Source organism: Streptomyces sp. NPDC002156 (assembly GCF_053593675.1).
In genome coordinates, this window is the sequence record NZ_JBSFDA010000141.1 from 1 (window position 1) to 17,419 (window position 17,419).

General features: G+C 69.5%; 18 protein-coding genes and 1 pseudogene. 7 read left to right on the forward strand and 12 right to left on the reverse strand.

Annotated features, from left to right (window positions below):
• Positions 1–468: 468 nt before the first annotated feature.
• Positions 469–882: a PASTA domain-containing protein gene (locus ACWCRB_RS37640; RefSeq protein ID WP_451000352.1), complete on the reverse strand. Its 414-nt coding sequence runs from the start codon at positions 880–882 to the stop codon at positions 469–471.
• A 261-nt stretch (positions 883–1,143) separates the two neighbouring features.
• Between ACWCRB_RS37640 and ACWCRB_RS37645 the strand changes: the two are divergent.
• Positions 1,144–1,289, forward strand: a pseudogene (locus tag ACWCRB_RS37645) (IS630 family transposase); the annotation flags it as partial.
• A 154-nt stretch (positions 1,290–1,443) separates the two neighbouring features.
• On the opposite strand, the gene ACWCRB_RS37650 reads toward ACWCRB_RS37645, so the two are convergent.
• The 4 genes from ACWCRB_RS37650 to ACWCRB_RS37665 all read right to left on the reverse strand — a co-directional run bounded on the left by ACWCRB_RS37650 (position 1,444) and on the right by ACWCRB_RS37665 (position 3,813).
• Positions 1,444–2,328, reverse strand: coding sequence for a TIGR03619 family F420-dependent LLM class oxidoreductase (locus ACWCRB_RS37650; RefSeq protein WP_451000353.1), 885 nt, complete (start codon positions 2,326–2,328; stop codon positions 1,444–1,446).
• Between the two features lie 139 nt (positions 2,329–2,467).
• A complete protein-coding gene (locus ACWCRB_RS37655) occupies positions 2,468–2,677 on the reverse strand; it encodes a hypothetical protein (RefSeq protein WP_451000354.1) in 210 nt (69 codons plus the stop codon).
• The gene (locus ACWCRB_RS37660) at positions 2,674–2,868 is read right to left on the reverse strand and encodes a hypothetical protein (RefSeq protein ID WP_451000355.1); all 195 of its coding nucleotides are present in this window, start codon (positions 2,866–2,868) and stop codon (positions 2,674–2,676) included. Before ACWCRB_RS37660 ends, ACWCRB_RS37655 begins: the two co-directional genes overlap by 4 nt.
• Before the next feature lie 402 nt (positions 2,869–3,270).
• On the reverse strand, positions 3,271–3,813 hold the full coding sequence (locus ACWCRB_RS37665; protein WP_451000356.1) for a hypothetical protein: 543 nt from the start codon (positions 3,811–3,813) through the stop codon (positions 3,271–3,273).
• Positions 3,814–4,557: 744 nt separating this feature from the next.
• Between ACWCRB_RS37665 and ACWCRB_RS37670 the strand changes: the two genes are divergently transcribed.
• The 3 genes from ACWCRB_RS37670 (at position 4,558) to ACWCRB_RS37680 (ending at position 7,554) form a co-directional block, all read left to right on the forward strand.
• Positions 4,558–5,484: an N-acetylmuramoyl-L-alanine amidase gene (locus tag ACWCRB_RS37670; RefSeq protein WP_451000357.1), complete on the forward strand. Its 927-nt coding sequence runs from the start codon at positions 4,558–4,560 to the stop codon at positions 5,482–5,484.
• Positions 5,485–5,593: 109 nt separating this feature from the next.
• On the forward strand, positions 5,594–6,439 hold the full coding sequence (locus tag ACWCRB_RS37675) for a hypothetical protein (RefSeq protein WP_451000358.1): 846 nt from the start codon (positions 5,594–5,596) through the stop codon (positions 6,437–6,439).
• Positions 6,440–6,543: 104 nt separating this feature from the next.
• A complete protein-coding gene (locus tag ACWCRB_RS37680; protein WP_451000359.1) occupies positions 6,544–7,554 on the forward strand; it encodes an LLM class F420-dependent oxidoreductase in 1,011 nt (336 codons plus the stop codon).
• Positions 7,555–7,558: 4 nt separating this feature from the next.
• Here the strand turns inward: ACWCRB_RS37680 and ACWCRB_RS37685 are convergent, their stop codons facing one another.
• The 3 genes from ACWCRB_RS37685 to ACWCRB_RS37695 are packed head-to-tail and all read right to left on the reverse strand — an operon-like array spanning position 7,559 to position 11,149.
• On the reverse strand, positions 7,559–8,347 hold the full coding sequence (locus tag ACWCRB_RS37685; protein ID WP_451000360.1) for a hypothetical protein: 789 nt from the start codon (positions 8,345–8,347) through the stop codon (positions 7,559–7,561).
• Positions 8,334–9,908 (reverse strand): substrate-binding domain-containing protein, encoded by a 1,575-nt coding sequence (locus ACWCRB_RS37690; protein WP_451000361.1) that lies wholly within the window; start codon positions 9,906–9,908, stop codon positions 8,334–8,336. The genes ACWCRB_RS37685 and ACWCRB_RS37690 overlap by 14 nt, the downstream gene beginning before the upstream one ends.
• The gene (locus ACWCRB_RS37695) at positions 9,905–11,149 is read right to left on the reverse strand and encodes a hypothetical protein (protein ID WP_451000362.1); all 1,245 of its coding nucleotides are present in this window, start codon (positions 11,147–11,149) and stop codon (positions 9,905–9,907) included. Before ACWCRB_RS37695 ends, ACWCRB_RS37690 begins: the two co-directional genes overlap by 4 nt.
• Before the next feature lie 167 nt (positions 11,150–11,316).
• Here ACWCRB_RS37695 and ACWCRB_RS37700 point away from each other — a divergent pair, with 167 nt between their 5' ends.
• Positions 11,317–11,607, forward strand: a complete 291-nt coding sequence (locus ACWCRB_RS37700) for a hypothetical protein (RefSeq protein ID WP_369030710.1) — start codon at positions 11,317–11,319, stop codon at positions 11,605–11,607.
• A 125-nt stretch (positions 11,608–11,732) separates the two neighbouring features.
• On the opposite strand, the gene ACWCRB_RS37705 is transcribed toward ACWCRB_RS37700, so the two are convergent.
• Genes ACWCRB_RS37705 through ACWCRB_RS37715 form a run of 3 tightly spaced genes read right to left on the reverse strand, consistent with a single transcriptional unit; the run spans position 11,733 to position 15,000 of the window.
• Entirely contained in the window at positions 11,733–12,803 is a 1,071-nt protein-coding gene (locus ACWCRB_RS37705; RefSeq protein ID WP_451000363.1) for a prenyltransferase, read from the reverse strand.
• Entirely contained in the window at positions 12,800–13,558 is a 759-nt protein-coding gene (locus ACWCRB_RS37710; protein WP_451000364.1) for a class I SAM-dependent methyltransferase, read from the reverse strand. Before ACWCRB_RS37710 ends, ACWCRB_RS37705 begins: the two co-directional genes overlap by 4 nt.
• Complete coding sequence (locus ACWCRB_RS37715; RefSeq protein WP_451000365.1) at positions 13,552–15,000, reverse strand: glycosyltransferase family 4 protein; 1,449 nt, start codon at positions 14,998–15,000, stop codon at positions 13,552–13,554. The genes ACWCRB_RS37710 and ACWCRB_RS37715 overlap by 7 nt, the downstream gene beginning before the upstream one ends.
• Positions 15,001–15,274: 274 nt before the next feature.
• Between ACWCRB_RS37715 and ACWCRB_RS37720 the strand changes: the two genes are divergently transcribed.
• Positions 15,275–15,946, forward strand: a complete 672-nt coding sequence (locus tag ACWCRB_RS37720) for a TetR family transcriptional regulator (protein ID WP_451000366.1) — start codon at positions 15,275–15,277, stop codon at positions 15,944–15,946.
• Between the two features lie 238 nt (positions 15,947–16,184).
• Complete coding sequence (locus ACWCRB_RS37725; protein ID WP_451000377.1) at positions 16,185–17,120, forward strand: GNAT family N-acetyltransferase; 936 nt, start codon at positions 16,185–16,187, stop codon at positions 17,118–17,120.
• A 64-nt stretch (positions 17,121–17,184) separates the two neighbouring features.
• On the opposite strand, the gene ACWCRB_RS37730 is transcribed toward ACWCRB_RS37725, so the two are convergent.
• On the reverse strand, positions 17,185–17,418 hold the full coding sequence (locus tag ACWCRB_RS37730; protein WP_451000367.1) for a ferredoxin: 234 nt from the start codon (positions 17,416–17,418) through the stop codon (positions 17,185–17,187).
• Between the last annotated feature and the right edge of the window lies 1 nt (position 17,419).

A 17,419-nucleotide genomic window follows, 5' to 3' on the forward strand; every position in this document is an offset into this window, starting at 1 on the left:
GAGCACCCCCACGCCCCCCCCGCCGCCGCTGTGGGGCTTGTCGTGGTGGCGTGTGGGGGGCCCGTACTGGTGGCCCCCCGCCCGCCCCCCACCATCCAGTGAGGATGGTGGGCCGCGGACTGCTCAGACCGCGCGCTGCGCCGCGAGCCCGGCGGAAAGCGCCTCGCGGGTGAGGATGAACCCATGGCCGCAGTCCATGAAGTCGAGGCCGGCGCCGTCGGCCTTCAGGATGATCTGACGTGGACGCCGCCGACAGGCCGGGCAGCGGCGGCGGCAAAGAGTCGGGCGGTGCGGGCTGGGGCGAGAAGGATGGCCACGGCCAAGACCTTTCCTCGTGAGCGCATGCTGTGTTCGGTGTCTCGGCGCGGGCCATCACCAGGTAACGCGATCGGTTGGGGATGCTGCCCGCTGGGCACGGCGAAAGCCCGGCCACGCAAGGGCGCGGGCCGGGCCGGTCAGCAGGGTGTGTCAGCAGGCCTCGTCGTCCTTGACGGCGTACAGGATCACGGGCGTGTCCGTGGGGTGCGTGCCGGCCGCCGGTTCCTGGCTGCAGACGACCCAGTTGCGGTCCAGGACCTGCAGACGGTTCTGGCCGCTGGCGTCCTGGTCATCGAGGGCGTAGAAGCCGGCGGCCTGCGCTTCGTCTTGGGCGGCCTGGAGGTCTTGGCCGACGAGGTCGGGCAGCGTTGCCTTTTCGGATCCTGCGTCGGCGGCACTGTCGGACGTTTCCGTGTCCGAGGTGGCGGCGTCCTTCGCCTGATCGTCGGTTTCCTGGGCTGTGGTGTCCGGCTTGCTGGAGCCGCTGGTGTCGGTGCTCTCGCAGGCGGTGAGCGTGAGGAGTGCGGTGGCGGCGAGTGCGGCTGCGATGGTGCGGGTGCGCATAGTGTCCCCCTGGGCTGGTGCGTGAGTTGGGGAGCATCATGCGCTGCGTATACGCAGCGTGGTGGTGGGGTGACGTTCCTGTGACATAAATGGGTGTCGAGGAACAATGAAGGCCCGATCGGTGGCGGGCCTTTCGAGGTTTTGCTGAGTCCGGGCACGCCGGACGTGGGGCCAAGATGGGTGATCGCCTGGAACGCAACCATGTACGCAGCACGACCACTGCGGGTGGTCGCAGTCCTTGATCCACCGCCCGCAGACAAGCCGGACCGGCTGCCACCACCTGCCACCACACCCACGGCGTGCGGTACTTCCACGGCTGCCTCTCGGCTGGCGACGACCCCCTGTGGGGCGCCAACCGCCACAGGAAAGGTGCCGCCAACACGCCGGCCGCGCTGAAGTCGATCCGCGCCGCCGGGCCAAGAAGCACAAAGCCGAGCTGTGCTTCACCCGGACCTACGCCTCCTGGGCCAACCCGATCGAAGCCCGCGTCGGACCGCTGCGGCAGTACACCATCGCCAACCCCACCACCCCAACCACATCGTGCAGCCCCGGGCCACGGCGTCAGGTGAGTAGTGGGGCGACCTCGGCTGCGACCCACTCCATCGCCTTTCCGACATGCTCAGACGCGACAGGCAGCCACAGAGTGCAGGCGGTGAGCCCTGCCTCTGCAAGCTGCCCGAGGTCGTCAGCCACGCTCACTGCAGTTGGCACAGCGCCGCCGAGTGGTCGTCCCGGTGGTGGAACCACCGCAGGGATACCGGGCGGAGTAAGGAACGCGGCTGAAGCGAGCGTCAGGCGGTCGGCGTTCTCCGTGTCGTCGGCGAGGTCATGCAGGCGGCACCGGACGTCGCTGACCTCCGCGGCATCGGCGCCGGTGCCATACCAGCCGTCGCCGAACCGCAGCACACGGCGCAGGGCGGCGTCGCTGTGGCCACCGACCCACACGGGCGGACCGCCGGCGGTGACCGGAGGCACTCCCAAGTGTGCCCCGTGCAGTGTCGTGAACGGCCCGTCGAAGTCTGCCGGTCGTCGGGTCCACAGAGCCTTGGCGGCGGCAAGGTGGTCGTCGGTCCGTGCACCACGTTCACGGGCGGGTACGCCGACGGCGGTGAACTCGTCAGGGTTCCAGCCGGTGCCGACGCCCAAGATCAGTCGGCCGCCGGACACGACGTCCAGCGTGGCGGCCTGGTTGGCGAGCACCAGCGCCGGGTAGTACGGCGCGACGAGTACGGACGTCAGCAGCCGCAGGCGCGTCGTCGCCCCTGCGACGGCCGACAGCAGAACAAGCGGGTCCGTGTCGAGGCCGAACCCGCTGTCCAGGAGACGGTTGCCGACCGCGACGTGATCGAAGCCCAATTCTTCGGCGTGGCGTGCGGCGCGGAGCACGCTGGCTCCGTCGTCGAGCCGCCAGCGCGGCTGAAGGGAGACGCCTAGGCGCAGCGGCATGAGGTTGCCTTTCGGTGGCAGTCCGGTGGCGACACAGCGATCACCCGACCGCCCTGTCGCCACACCCAACCTCCGCACCGCCCCCATTTCATCCCGGCCAGGACTTCACCTTCCCGGCCAGGGGACTGGGGAGTGGTGCTCAGGCGGCATCCACTGTCTGCGTCTCCTGGGCCCGCTCACGTTCGATGAGTTCCAGGACGCGTTCGAAGACAGGGCCGGGATCACCGTGTTCGACGATGAGTTGGCCGATGTAGTCGAGGAACTCGTCGGTCCCGGATTCGCCGGTCTTGTGGGCCTCGATGTCAGCGAGAGCACGGGCGACGGCCGGGCTGTGGTTGGTGGTACTCACGCCTGCATCTGCGCTTTCACGCCGGCCTGGTCCAACTGCTGCTGGCAGTCCCGGGCGGACCCGGTGGCATCGACGGCCTTGAACATGTCGGCGAGTGGCAGCAGGCCGTCCGCCTCGAACGCCCGCCCGATCAGGTACCGGGCAATGCAGTCGTGCTCCAGTTCGCTGCGCCCGGGCGGCATCGCGAGCACGATCTTGTCCTTGTCGATCCAGATGTATCCCGCAAACTCCGGGTCGGAGAACGACGTCTCCAGGTAGGTGATGCCCAGCTCGTCGACGAGCTGGGCAGCGGCGCATCCATCAGGTGGTCGCTGGAGGGCCTGCGCGAGGCAAGTCGAGCGAGGACGGCGGAAGCCTGGGGGACGACGGTCATCGGCTCATCGGCGGGCAACTCTGCCACAGCGGAAACGGTGTTACTCATGGTTGGACTCCTTGACGCAGAAGGGTCTGATCGAGCCCCCGGGCCAGCGGTTGCGTTGGCGAGCCCTGGGGCGTCCGGGATGGGGCTCAGCGGTTGAGGGGCTCGCGCTCTTCGTCCCTGACGGCCGTCAGCCAACCGCGCACCGCCCCGAGCGTCCTGGACCGGTCGGGGGTTACGGCGGGGCGGCGTCGAGCGCCATCGTGGCCAAACCGAACGCGGCTTCCGACTCCTGTGCGGCTTCGGCCTCCGTGAACTCACTCTTGCCCGACGTCAGGGTGATCGCCGTGCGACGGCGGTAGGCGATCAGGCTGACCAGACGGGCGAGGTCGTCCTTGATCCGCTCGTCGATGGCCTCAAGGGCGTGGGCGTCGACTCCGAGGACGCGGTCGCCCATCCGCTCGACGCGGTCGAGGAGGTCGCGCACCTTGTCAGTCTTCGCGCGGAGGACGGTGGTGTCGGTGAACTCGGAGTTCTGCAAGTAGACGATGGCGCCCACATCGGACCCGGAGTTGGCGACCATGCCCGCGTCGATCAGGGTAGAGGCGTCAGCGTCGTCGACGACCTCGAACCGGCTGAAGTGGTCGTAGTGCCCGGGGTCGGTGTCGGTGCAGTCCTCGTAGACGGGGCATTTCGTGCCGGTCAGCCGGGTGATCATGTCCTTGGCGATTTGCGATGCCGGCTCGGGCGTGTACTTGCGGGGCAGCGTCTTCTGCATGGCCTTGTCGACTGCGGTGGGGATCGCGGCGACGAGCTTGGTGAGATCACCCCAGGGCTCGGTGTGCTCGCGAGCGCCGTCCTCCGGGTGCTCGGTGTTGAGGGTCTGGACTCTGGTGGCGGCGCGGAGGCGGGCGGCGTCCGGGGGGCTGTCGTCGCGTCGGCGTCCGCGAGCTGGGAGACCAGCGCGTTGCAGTCCTCGGTACCGGCGATGCCGGTGGTGGCGACCAGGCTCTGTGCCATGGTTGTGCTCCTTGGATCAGAAGGTGTGAGACCGAGGCTTCGGCCGGTGCTGGAGACACCGGCTTTTGAGACCGTTCTGCTCTTGTAGTAGCCCCCTTGGTGAGGTCGGGCCAGACGAGCCCTCTCTTTCGAGGGGCGTTACCCCCGAGACCCATTACCTGTCTGGCAAGTGGCGCATAGAATGTGCCCTTTTCGGAGATTCTGGGCGACTGCTACGCGGTGGCGAGGGCGGCAACCTCGACCATCTCGACCTTGAGGCTCGGGGTGCAGGCCTTCATCAGCACGGGGCCGAGACCGTTGGCCTTGAAGGTGCGAGTAATCTCCGCGAGGTCCGGAGTCTGCCGCGAGGACGGGTACGGAAGACGCGGTACATCCCGTACATGCCGGCGAGCACATCTCTCAGAGAGAGGGTGCCGAAGCCGATTCCAACGGCTCCGGCACGCTCTTCTCCCGCCCGCTACGGACCCCGTGGACACAGTGGACGCCTACTAGGGTGTCTGACGTGTCCTACGCAGGCCCCGGCTTCGAGCCGCCCCAGCCCCCCGGTTCCCCTCGTTCCTCCGTGCGTCGTCCCCTCGCCGTCGCCCTCGCCGTGCTGGTGCTGGGTGGGGCGGGTGGGTGGTTCGTCTGGGGGGCCGTCGCCGATGACGGGGGTGGTGGGAAGGGGGATGCTCTGTCCAGCGGCGACTACGAGCCCCTCTCGCCGATCGGGACGCCCGGCATCTCCGTCCCCGGCGAGAGCGAATCCGCCGCTCCCCTCGCAGGCAAGGTCGTCGTCGTCGACCCTGGGCACAATCCCGGGAACTTCAAGCACACCGCCGAGATCAACCGCAAGGTGGACATCGGTACGAACTCCAAGGAGTGCGACACCACCGGTACCGCCACCAACAGCGGTTATACGGAGGCCGAGTTCACCCTCGACGTCGCGCGGCGGCTGCGGACGGTGCTCGAACAGCAGGGCGCCACGGTCAAGTTCACGCAGGACGGCGACCTGGCCTTCGGGCCCTGTGTGGACGAGCGGGCCCGGATCGGGAACGCCGCGCGCGCCGACGCCGTCGTGTCCATCCATGCGGATGGGAGTTCGGTCGGTAATCGGGGGTTCCATGTGATCCTGCCGGGGGCCGTGCACGAGGGGGCCGCCGACACCCGGCCGATCGTCGCCTCCTCCAAGGTTCTCGGGGAGGACGTCAAGGACGGGTTCGTCCGCGAGACCGGCTCCGCGCCCTCCAACTACATCGGTGACGGCACCGGTCTGGACACCCGTACGGACCTCGGCGGTCTCAATCTGTCAACGGTTCCGAAGGTGTTCATCGAGTGCGGCAACATGCGCGACAGCGCGGACGCGGCCCTGCTGACCAGCGGGACCTGGCGGGAAAAAGCCGCCCAAGGGATCTCTGAAGGAATCGTGAGTTTCCTGCGCGGTTCGTGATCAACGCGTGCATCCCGGCGGACAGCCCGCTCGGGCGGACGATAATGTCGTGCCCCTACGAACGATCGATTGACGACGACACGACCTACGAAGGACCTGAGGACCTGAAGTGAATATCCGCTCCCTCACTCGAGGCGACGGCGTGGTGATCGGAGCAGCGGTGTTGCTGTTCATCGCGTCGTTCCTCGACATCTACTCCGTCGACGGTGCCACGGGCCTCGACATGCCGAGCGCCTGGGCCAGTGGACCGGTCCTGCTGGGCGTCGTCCTCGCGGGTCTCATCGGCGCCGCGCTCGTCGTGGTGTCGCACGGTCTGCCGCAGGTGCCCAAGGTGGCGGGCATCGACCTCGGCCAGTTCGGTGTCGCCTTCACCGTCTTCGCCGCCTGGAGCGCGCTCGGCAACGTCTTCGACCCGGCGGGCGGCGCCAACAACGTCGGTGAAAGCGCCAGTTCGGGCCCGGACGCCGGCACCGGCCTGATCCTCTCCCTCGTCGCCACGGTCGTCATGGCGGCCGCCGCCGTCGCCACCCCGCTGGTCCCGGCCCTGAAGGGCGCCCTCGTCGGCGCCCCCAAGCCGCCCGCCCCGCAGCCCTACGGCGGCCAGCCCTACCCCGGTGGCCAGCCCCAGGGCGGCTACGGCTACCCGGGCGCCGGCGCGCCGCAGCAGCCGTACGGCGGCCAGCCGCAGGCCGGTCAGCCCTTCGGCGCCGGAGCCGGTGCAAGCGCCGGTCAGCAGCAGGCGCAGCCCCCGGCTGCCGACTTCTCCCCGTTCTGGTTCGCCGTGCCGGTGCCGCGTCCGCTGTTCGCGGAGGACGGTTCGTCGGCGCCGATCGCCGAACTGGCCCCCGGTACCTGGTACCTGGCCGTCGAGCAGCGCGGCCAGGGCCTCATCGCCCAGACGCAGGACGGCCGCCGTGGCGTCCTCCAGGACACCTCCGGCATCCAGCGCGGATAACTCCTCGCGAGCTTGCCTCGGCCCCTTGCCCTTCCGGGCGAGGGGCCGTTGTCGTACAGTCGCCGCCGGCGTTCTCGTATCTGACGTACCGTCAGGAGGCAGGCATGCGGCTCGGTCTCGCGCTCGGCTACTGGGGGCGCGGCCCCTCCCCGGACCATGTTCCGCTCGCCCAGGAGGCCGAACGGCTGGGCTACGACTCCGTGTGGACGGCCGAGTCCTGGGGCTCGGACGCGTTCACCCCGCTCACCTGGATCGCGGCCCGGACGTCAAGGATCAAGCTGGGTACGGCAGTTGCCCAGATGGCGGCCCGCTCGCCAACAACGACTGCCATGCACGCCCTCACCCTCGATCACCTCTCCGGCGGACGTGTCCTCCTCGGGCTGGGGCTGTCCGGTCCGCAGGTCGTCGAAGGGTGGTACGGACGGCCGTTCCCGAAGTCGCCGCTCACCGCGACCCGGGAGTACGTGGATGTCGTACGCCAAGTCCTCAGGCGCGAGGCCCCCGTTGAGGTGTCCGGGCGCTTCCACTCCCTGCCCTACGACGGGCCGGACGGCACCGGTATCGGCAAGGCGCTGAAATCCATCACCCACCCCTTGCGCCCCCAACTCCCCATCCTCCTCGGCGCGGAGGGACCCAAGAACATCGCCCAGACCGCCCGTATCGCCGACGGCTGGCTGCCGCTGTACTGGTCCCCGCTCCGCGCCGAGGCGTACGAGGAGCCACTCAGCAGCGCTCCGGACGGCTTCCTCGTCGCGCCGATGGCGCAGGCCCGCGTCTGCTCCGACGTCTCCGAAGGGCTGCTGCCCGTCAAGACGATGCTCGGGTTCTACATCGGCGGGATGGGGCACGCGGCCCGTAACTTCCACGCCGATCTGATGGCGCGCATGGGGTACGAGGAGGAGGCCCGGCGGATCCAGGAGCTGTTCCTCGCCGGGCGGCGCGAGGAGGCCGTGCGCGCCGTGCCGGACGCCTTCGCCGACGAGATCTCGCTGGTCGGGCCGCGTGAACGCATCGCGGAGCGGCTGGAGTTGTGGCGCAAGGGGCCGGTGACCGACCTGCTCGTCCTCTCCCCCGACCCGCACACCCTGCGCGTCCTGGCCGACCTCAACTGCTAGTCCCCTAACGGAAGATGGCGATCGGGTCCAGCGTCAGTTCGCCCGTCTCCCGGTCCCAGGTGCGCACCTTGCCCAGGCAGCGTGCCTGGAACGCCCCTGTGTAGTAGTCCTCGTTGCGGAACTCGCCCCGGCCCTCGGACTCGTCGCAGGTGATCTTCACATGGGCGGCCGGTGAACCCTCGTACCGCGCCCGCAGGACGACGTCGCCGCTCTCCGTACGGCGGGCCGAGAACAGGCCGGTGACGGAGACGAACTCCGTCATGACGGCGCTCAGCGGGACCGTACCGATGCCGCCAACGGAGTCGGTGCGGTCGCGCAGTGCCTCCGTGAGGGTGCCGTTGGGGAGGAGGCGGCCGGTGGTGAGGTCGGCGTCGACGACGACGTCCTCCTTGCGCATCGTGTCCATGAGCACCCGGATCACCATGATGGGCGTGCTCTCCCGGATGAACCGGATGACGCGCTCCTTGGCGACGTCCCGGTGGGCGTTGATGCCGAGGAGGCCGAGGGTTCTGCCCCACAGGCCGAAGCCGCCGTTGACGTTGATCTTGTCGGCGACCTCCTGTTCCAGGGCCTCCGAGAAGCCGCCTGCCTGGTAGATGTCCATCACACGCTGCTTGTGCAGGTAGAAGCACATGCCGAGGTCGGTGCGGCCGACGCCCCGGCGCCGTCTGCGCAGCCGGCCGCTGTCGACCAGCGCGTACCGGAGCAGGACGGCGCAACTGACCGCCGTCACCGCCCAGACGGCCAGCCACGGCCACCACTGACTCCACCACTGACCCTCAGTGACACCCACGGATCTCCTTGAACGCGTCGGAGAGCGAGGAGAGTCCGGCGTCGACCATACGGCCGCCGGTCGCGTCGGCGGCCTTCTTCAGGGCGGCGGTGTCGGCCTCTCCGAAATGGACGGGGAAGGTGGGCACCTCACGTGCGTCGGGGCCCAGTTGACGGTGTCGGCGCAGGAACTCCTCGTACCCGATACCGGCGTTGCTCTCGCCGTCCGTCATCAGCACGATCGACACCGGCCGTCGGGGTTCCTCGCGCACCGCGTCGGCGGCGATGCGGTAACCCCGGTCGAGGGCCGACCAGACGGCGGTCGCGTCGGCGAAGTCCCCTTCGGCGACCACCTTGTTGAGGGTACGGAGATCGCCGTCGCCGCGGACGGTGACGGTGCGTTCCTCCAGTACGCGGCCCCCGAACCGTACGACGGTCAGGCGCTCGCCCCGGTAGAAGCGGGCGAACTTGCCGGTGGAGGTGGCGTCGGCGCCGCTGAGCCCGGCGAAGGCGGCGCGCAGCCCGGCCATCCGTTCGCCGCGCATCGAGCCGGAGAAGTCGAGCACGAACACGACCTGGTCGGCGGTCGCGCTCGCCGGGTCGCCGTAGTCGTCGACGAGTCGCTCGACGATGGACAGCTTGTCGGGGAAGGACAGGGCGTTGCCGACGTCGGCGCGCAGACGTGCGGAGGGCTCCACGTCCTGGTTCACCGGGCGCCGGTACGTTCGTCGCATCAGCTTCTTCTGTACGTCGGCGCTCTTGAGCCAGTCGACGACCCTGACGTACGCGGAGTGCTGTTCCGGGTCGAGCAGGAGCAGCGGGAAGTCGGACAGCACCATGCCGTCCTCGGGGTAGACGATCTCCAGGGGCTGGGTGAGCTTGCCGCCGGCGTTCAGGGAGAGCAGTTCGGACTCGTGGGCGATCAGCGCGTTGGTGTCGCCCGGGTCGTCGGCGTAGGCGTCGATCAGCTCGCGGGAGCTGGCGCCGGTGAGGGTCTGGCCCGAGCGGAAGCCGCGCAACCGGTCGCAGGACACGTCCTGTTGGCGCAGGGCCCCGCCCGTCCCGGCCGCCGCCGTGGCCACGCCGACGAGTGCCGCGCGTCCGGTGTCGCTGCGCCGGGGGTCGGCCATCCCGAACCGCACGGTGCCGTCGGCCGCCGCGTCGGCGATGTCCGCCCAGGAGAGCCGCCCGCCGGGGACATCCGCCCGCACCTTCCTCGCGGCCTCGGGGGTGAGGCCGACGACGACGGGTGAGCGCATGATGGCGGTCGACTCGGGCCGGGTCTCCTGGCCGCCGGACTCCTGGAGGCGCAGCAGGAACGAGCGGTCCGAGGCGGGCCAGGCCAGGTCGTAGGCGGAACCCGAGGAGGCCGCGGTCAGGTCGGCCGTCGCCTTGTACCGCATGTCCAGCTCGACGCCCGTGTCCTTCTTCAGCTCGGCCAACAGCGGGGCCAGGTCGGCGAGTTCGGGACTGGCGAGGACGGTCAGGGTGATGTCGTCCTCGCCCTGGGTGCAGGCCGAGGTGAGGGTGCCGAGGAGGGCCAGGGCGAGACAGGCGGTCGCCGCCCGGGCAACGCGCCTCACGGGGTGGCCTGTTCGGCGGCCGAGCAGTTGCCCACGTAGTTGATGATCTGCTCCAGGACGTTCAGGTCGGGTATGTCGACCTTGGTCTGGTCGCTGTTGCGGGCCGGGACCTGTATCTCGTGCTCGCGCAGATACGCGTTCAGCTGGTCGCTGCTGCCCTCCTCGCCGGAGAAGCGGACGCGGAAGCCCAACTCGGTTGCGCGCTGGCGCAGTTCGGCGTCGGTGCGAATGATCTCGACGAGCCGGTCGCCGTCGTCGGTGAGGCCGATGAGCTGGGGCTCGGTGAGGGCGTAGGGCGTGGGATAGAGCAGGACGCGCTGGGTGTCCTGCTTCTTGTGCCGCTCGTAGTAGGCGAGTTGGTGGGCGAGGTACTGGTGCTCGTAGATCACCGCGATGGGTGCGATGCTCTCGCCCTCGCCGGAGAAGTAGCTGTCGGCCTGTTCGTCGGACCACATGCCCTGGAGGTTGATCAGGGGCTTGACCTTCTTGGCGAGGTCGAGCACCGGGCCCTGGGCACCGCCCTTGGCGTCCCCTGCGACCGGCACCTGCTTCCCGTTCTCCACGAAGGAGAGGATGCTCAGATAGGTGCCGGCGGAGTTGGACTCGCACACGCTGGAGGTGCGGACGAGAACCCGGCCGCCGTTGCTCTCACCCTTGTTGACGTCGTCGAAGCCGATGGCGTTCCAGGTGTCGGCGCTCGCACCGTCCAGCAGGTCGGCGAACTTGTCCATGTCGAGGTTGTAGTAGAGCGTGTCCCCGCCGGACTTCTGGGGCTTGGCGACGCCCTGAGCCTCCAGCGTCTCGGCGTAGTCCCGGAACGTGGCCAGCACCAGCGGGGTGACGAACGGACGTACCGAGTCCAGCGTCCGGTTCTCCTTGTCGAGGATGATCTTCGCGGCGGGCTGGCCGGACGGGAAGACCACGTCCATGCCCTTCAGGGACTGCTGGGCGATCCCTCGTGACCCGAGCCGCTGGATCTCGACACGGATGCCGTGCTTGAGCAACAGCCGCTGTACTTCGGGGTCTTTGAAGTAGTCGGACTTGGAGGCCATCTTGGCCTGGATGGTCGTGATGCGTTCGAACGGCCGCAGGGCGTTGCCGGAGACCAGCAGGGAGATCAGTCCGGCCAGGGCGAGTGGCATCGCGACGACGACATGGCGTGGGAGGCGGCGTCTGGCTCTGCGGCGGCGGGTCGTGAGTCTCGGTTCCTCGATGACGGTCGGTCTGTTCTCGTCGGACACCGCTGTCCCTGCCTCTCCCCCGGGTGAAGGATCATCAGGTACGGCGTCGAACGCAGCCTCCTGGAATCCTCAACTCCAGCCGAACGGGGGGCAAACGGCGGCTGTCCCCACCGCCTCTTTCCCTTACCGCCCTGGTTTCATCCTGGATTCGAGGGCACCCGAAGGACATGTCCCCTGAAACTCGCCGCAGTGCGAACCGGGCCGGCGCGATCTTCGCCGTCGCCGCTGACATCATGGCCCTCATTCTTGGGCTCTGGATCCTGATGTACCTGCTGGACGCGGACCGCGCCAACGACTTCGTGGAGTTCGTCCACGACGCGGCCACGTGGCTGGCGGGCTGGTCCTACGACCTCTTCACCTTCGACGAGCAGTGGGCGCGGGTTGTCGCCGGCTATGGCCTGGCCGCCGTCGTCTACCTGTTCGTGGGCCACGCCCTCGCCCGCGTCGGCCGTCACTGAGCGAGCCTGTCCGGGCGAGCCGCGCCCCAAAGGGGCGCGGGGGTGTGTCGATATGCAGCTCCGCCGCGTGGGCGCGACCAGCCACAACGCACCCGCACCCGAAAGCGCACCTTCCCGCCGGGCGGTCAACCGCAGCAGTCGGGGTCCAACCCCGTAGGCAACAACTCGCCACCGAACACCGCACAGGTCGCCTCATGACCGCCAAGTGCCGCGACAGCGAGCAGCAGTGAACCCGCCGTCCAGGTGGTGAGTTCGCGCGGCCAGATCTGCCGGGCGTCGAACACGTACCCCGTCCAGTACAGCCCGCTGTCCTTGTCCCGCAGGTGCTGGATCGACTGGAGGATCTCCAGGGCCCGGTCGGACTCGCCCACCGCCCAGAGCGCCAGGGCGAGTTCGGCCGACTCGCCGCCCGTCACCCACGGGTTGGGCACGACGCAGCGCACCCCGAGTCGGGGGACGACAAACCGCTCCCAGCCCTCCTCGATACGGGACTTGGCCTCCGAACCCGTCAACGCGCCGCCCAGGACCGGGTAGTACCAGTCCATCGAGTAGCGGTCCTTGTCGAGGAACCGCTCGGGGTGCCGGCGGATCGCGTGCCGCAGCGCGCCCACCGCCAACTCCCAGTCGGGCTGCGGTTCTTCACGTTCCTCGGCGATGGCGAGCGCGCAGCGCAACGCGTGGTGGATGGACGAACTCCCGGTCAGCAGCGCGTCCTTGAGGGCCGTGCCGTCGTCCTCGCGCTTCCACCCGATCTCACCGCCGGGCTGCTGGAGTTGGAGCACGAACTCGACGGCGGCGAAGACCGTCGGCCACATCCGGTCCAGGAAGGTGTCGTCGCCGGTGGCGAGGTAGTGGTGCCAGACGCCGACGGCTATGTAGGCGACGAAGTTGGTCTCCCGGCCCCGGTCGGTGACGGCGTCCGCGTCCCCGTCGGCGTACGCCGCGTACCAGGAACCGTCCTCGGTCTGGTGGGCGGCCAGCCACAGGTAGGCCCGCTCGGCGGCCTCGTGCTCGCCGGCCGCGTCCAGGGCCATCGCGGCCTCGGTGTGGTCCCACGGGTCGAGATGGTGCCCCCGGAACCACGGAATGGCCCCGTCCTCCCGCTGCTCCGCGAGGATCCCGCGGACGGTGACGGCGGCCTGCTCGGCGGTGAGGACCCCGGGCAGGACGAGGTGTTCTGTCCGGGGCGTCGTCACTTGGCTTCCGCCTTGGCTTCCGTCTTCGCTTCCACCAGGGGGAGGTGCGGCTTGGTCGCGTACGCCACGAAGCTCTTGCCGATCAGCGGGTTCAGCGCCTGCTCGGCGACCCGGGTCGCGAGGGGTTTCTTCATGATGTCCCAGACCAGCAGCTTGTGGTACGCCCGGACCGGCAGCGCCTTGTCGTTGTCGACGCCGAACGCGCACTTCAGCCACCAGTACGGCGAGTGCAGCGCGTGGGCGTGATGAGTGCCGTAGGGCTTCAGCCCGGCTTCCCTGATCTTCGTGAGCAGTTCGTCCGCCTTGTAGATGCGGATGTGGCCGCCCTCGACCTCGTGGTAGGCGTCGGAGAGGGACCAGCAGACCTTCTCGGGTCCGTAGCGCGGCACGGTGATCGCGATCCGGCCGCCGGGCTTCAGCACCCGGACCATCTCCGCGAGTACGCCCTTGTCGTCCGGGATGTGCTCCATGACCTCGGAGATGATCACGACGTCGAAGGACTCGTCGGGGAACGGCAGTGCCAGGGCGTCGCCCTCCATGGCCGTCGCGGTGGCCCCGGCGGGTGCCTCGCCCGCTTCCTGCATCGCCGCGAACCACTTGGCGACCTCGCGGATTTCCTCGGCGTTCTGGTCGAGCGCCACGACCTGGGCGCCGCGCCGGTAGCACTCGAACGCGTGCCGGCCGGCTCCGCAGCCGAGGTCCAGGACGCGGTCGCCCGGGGCGAGCGGGAACCGGGTGAAGTCGACGGTCAGCACGGGGTCCTGCTTTCGCGGTCGGGGGTCACGGTGGGGGGTGCCGCGGAGCGGCGGGGTGGCCTGGGCGCGGAGCGGGCCGAAGGGGGGTTCTGGGCCGCGGAGCGGGCCGTTGCCTCGCGGTAGTGGGCTGCCGTGCCCTGTGCCGCTCGGGCCCAGGTGAAGCGGGTCAGTACGCGCTCACGGCCCGCCCGGCCGAGGCGCGCGCGCAGTTCGGGGTCGGCGAGGAGCGTGGCCAGGGCGGTGGCGAGGGCTCCGGGGTCGCCTGGGGGGACCGCCAAGCAGGTCTCGCCGTCGGGGCCCGCCACCTCCGGGATCGCTCCGCCCGTCGTGGCGACCAGGGGTGTGCCGGTGGCCATCGCCTCCGCCGCCGGGAGCGAGAAGCCCTCGTACAGGGACGGTACGCAGGCGATCTCCGCCGAGCGGACCAGGTCGACGAGTTCGGCGTCCGAGATGCCCTTGACGAACTCGACGGCGCCTTCGAGGCCGTACTTCTCGATGGCCTGGGCGACCGGTCCGGCTTCCGCGCGCTTGCCGACGACCACCAGGTGGGCCGCGGGGTGTTCCGTACGTACCTTCGCCAGCGCCTCGACGAGGAACACCAGCCCCTTGAGGGGAACGTCCGCGCTGGACGTGGTCACGATGCGGCCCGGTACCTGGTGTACCGCCGGGTCGGGTGAGAAGAGGTCGGTGTCGGCGCCGATGTGCACGACGTGGATGCGCTCGTCCCGTACGCCGAGATGCTCGACGATCTCCTGCCGCGACGTACCCGAGACGGTGAGCACCGAGGGCAGGCGGCGCGCGACCCGCTTCTGCATACGCGTGAAGCCGTACCAGCGGCGCACGGACATCCGGCGACGCAGGCCCTCGGCGGCGTCCAGCTCCAACTGCCGGTCCACGGTGATGGGGTGGTGGATCGTGGTGACGAGCGGGGCGCCGATGTCGCCCAACAGGCCGTACCCGAGCGTCTGGTTGTCGTGCACGACATCGAACTCACCGCGCCGGGCGCGCAGTTGGCGGCGGGCGCGAAGGGAGAAGGTGAGCGGCTCCGGGAAGCCGCCGGTCCACATCGTGGCGACTTCGAGGGCGTCGATCCAGTCGCGGTACTCGTCGCGCCGGGGATTGCGGAAGGGGTCCGGGTGGCGGTAGAGGTCGAGGCTGGGCAGCTCGGTGAGGACGGGGTCGGGGCCAGGACCGGGATTGAGGCTGGGGCCCGTACCGGCTGTGGATCCGTCGAGCACGTCCAGTACGGGGTACGGCTGAGAGCCGATGACCTCGACGCGGTGGCCGAGCCGGGCCAGTTCGCGCGACAGATGGCGTACGTAGACGCCCTGGCCGCCGCAGAACGGGTTCCCCTTATACGTCAGAAGCGCGATGTTGAGCGGTCGCTCGCCGTCCGCGGCGGGATCCCCCAGAGGGCCCGCCTCGCTGGCCTCAGCGGTCACTCCCGGCCCCCTTCTGCCCGCGTTTTCCCGCGAGACTACGTCGGGACGCTAATCTAGAACAAGTTTCAGACTTGATCGTTCAGGAGGCTCCGAATCTACCGGCAGGCACCTCGGCTGTGAGCGGTGGATCAGGTGATTCGCGCCACGGCGGACGCGCGACGCGGACGTGCCATGCTGACTGATCACTGACTTGTCGCTGACCGACCACTGACTGTTTGCTGCTACATGACTGCCCGATCGCCGCGCGATCACCGACTGTCACGGAACGGGACCCATGCCTGCCGACGCGAAGGTGGAAGCACGTACGGCGCGACCGAGTTCGCCGCCGCCCTCCGCTCCGCTCACGGAGCGGCAGGAGGCCCGCAGGCGCCGGATCCTGCACGCGAGCGCGCAGTTGGCCGCGCGGGGTGGGTTCGACGCGGTGCAGATGCGGGAGGTCGCGGAGTCCTCGCAGGTCGCGCTCGGCACGCTGTACCGGTACTTCCCGTCGAAGGTGCATCTGCTGGTCGCCACGATGCAGGACCAGTTGGAGCATATGCACGGCACGCTGCGGAAGAAGCCGCCGACGGGGGAGACGGCGGCGGAGCGGGTCGCGGAGACGCTGATGCGCGCGTTTCGCGCACTCCAGCGCGAGCCGCATCTCGCGGACGCGATGGTGCGGGCGCTGACGTTCGCGGACCGCAGTGTCTCCCCGGAGGTCGACCAGGTCTCGCGTCAGACGACGGCGATCATCCTGGACTCGATGGGGCTGGGCGAGCCGGGCTCCGGCCACCCGACCCCCGAGCAGCTCTCGGCGGTCCGTGTCATCGAGCACACCTGGCACTCGGCACTGATCACGTGGCTGTCGGGCCGGGCGTCGATCGCCCAGGTCAAGATCGACATCGAAACGGTATGCAGACTGATCGACCTGACGGGCCCCGAGGGGAAGCCGGGCGAGCCGGGCTGACCGGGAGCGATGGAGCGATCGCAAAATCGGGTTGCGCGGGCGACGGCGGTTGGATAGATCTTGCGGCCGGACCCCCGTCGACAGGGCCGGGGCCACGACATCGAGAGGAGGGACAAGCCCATGATCGCCATGATCACTGCGCCTGTCTCCTCCCGGGGCGCGGACCGCGTCTGACCCCCGGACGGGACAGGCGCCTTCACCGGAGCGTGCCTTGACCGTGGAACAGAACGACCTGACCATGCGCCCGATCACCGGGCGCGACGAACTCGACCTCTTCTCCCGACTTCCGTACGTCCTCAACGAGGAACTCGCGGACGACCTCGCCGCCGGCCGCCGTCGGCCGGAATGGATGTGGGTCGCCCTCCACGGCGACCGTCTGCTGGCCAGAGCCGCCTGGTGGGGCCGGAGCGGAGACAGCACTCCCTTCCTCCTGGACGTTTTCGACATCGCCGACAACGGCACGGACCACGACCACGACCTCGACCTCGTGGACATCGGCGTACGGCTGCTGCGGACCGCCACGGCCGAAGTCGTTCCGGCGGACACCCGTCCACCGGAGTACAGCCGCTTCGTCCCACCCGACTGGCGCGAGGGGGAGACGACCCGACGCGTCGTCGAGGACCGCATGGCCGCCCTGGAGCGGACCGGCGCCCGCCTGCTCGTCGAACGGCTACGCCTGGAGTGGCGTCCGGGGACACCGCTCCCCGAGCCGAGCGGGCGCCTGGTGTTCCGCCCGGTCCGCGACACCGAGGAGATGCTCGCCCTGATGACCCGGGTCCTGGACGGGACACTGGACGCGCACAGCAGGGACGACCTGACCCGGTTGCCCGCCCGCGAAGCGGCGGCCAGGCACTACGAGGACGAACTCGCGAACTACCGGAGCCCACGGGACTGGTGGCGGATCGCGACGCTGCCGGACGGCGAACCGGTGGGGTTCCTCACCCCTGCCCGCAACGACTACAACCCCGTCATCGGCTACCTTGCCGTACTCCCCGAGCACCGGGGCAACGGCTACATCGACGAGATCCTCGCCGAAGGCACCCGCATCCTCTTCGCCCAGGACGTGCCACGTATCCGGGCAGCCACAGATCTTGGCAACACGCCCATGGCGAACGCCTTCCAGCGCGCCGGATACGTCAATTTCGAACGCACGATCAACATGACCTGGAACTGATCCAGGCACATCGGCCGGGGAGGCCGCAATCGGCCTCCCCACGCGGGCGAGTGGGAAAGCTCCCTCAGTCCTCCGGTGGAAACACCGCCTCCCCACCCCCCACCAGCGTGATCATGATCGCCTCCACCGGGCAGTTCTCCGCCGCCGCCAAAACGCTCTCGTTCGCGTCCGTGTCCGGTTCCACCGGATGGGACTGCATCCCACTATCGAGGCGGAAGCCGGCCGGGGCCCGGTGGACGCACTGGGCCGAGCCGATGCAGAGCGAGCGGTCGACCTCCACGTGCCAGCGGTCGCCCATG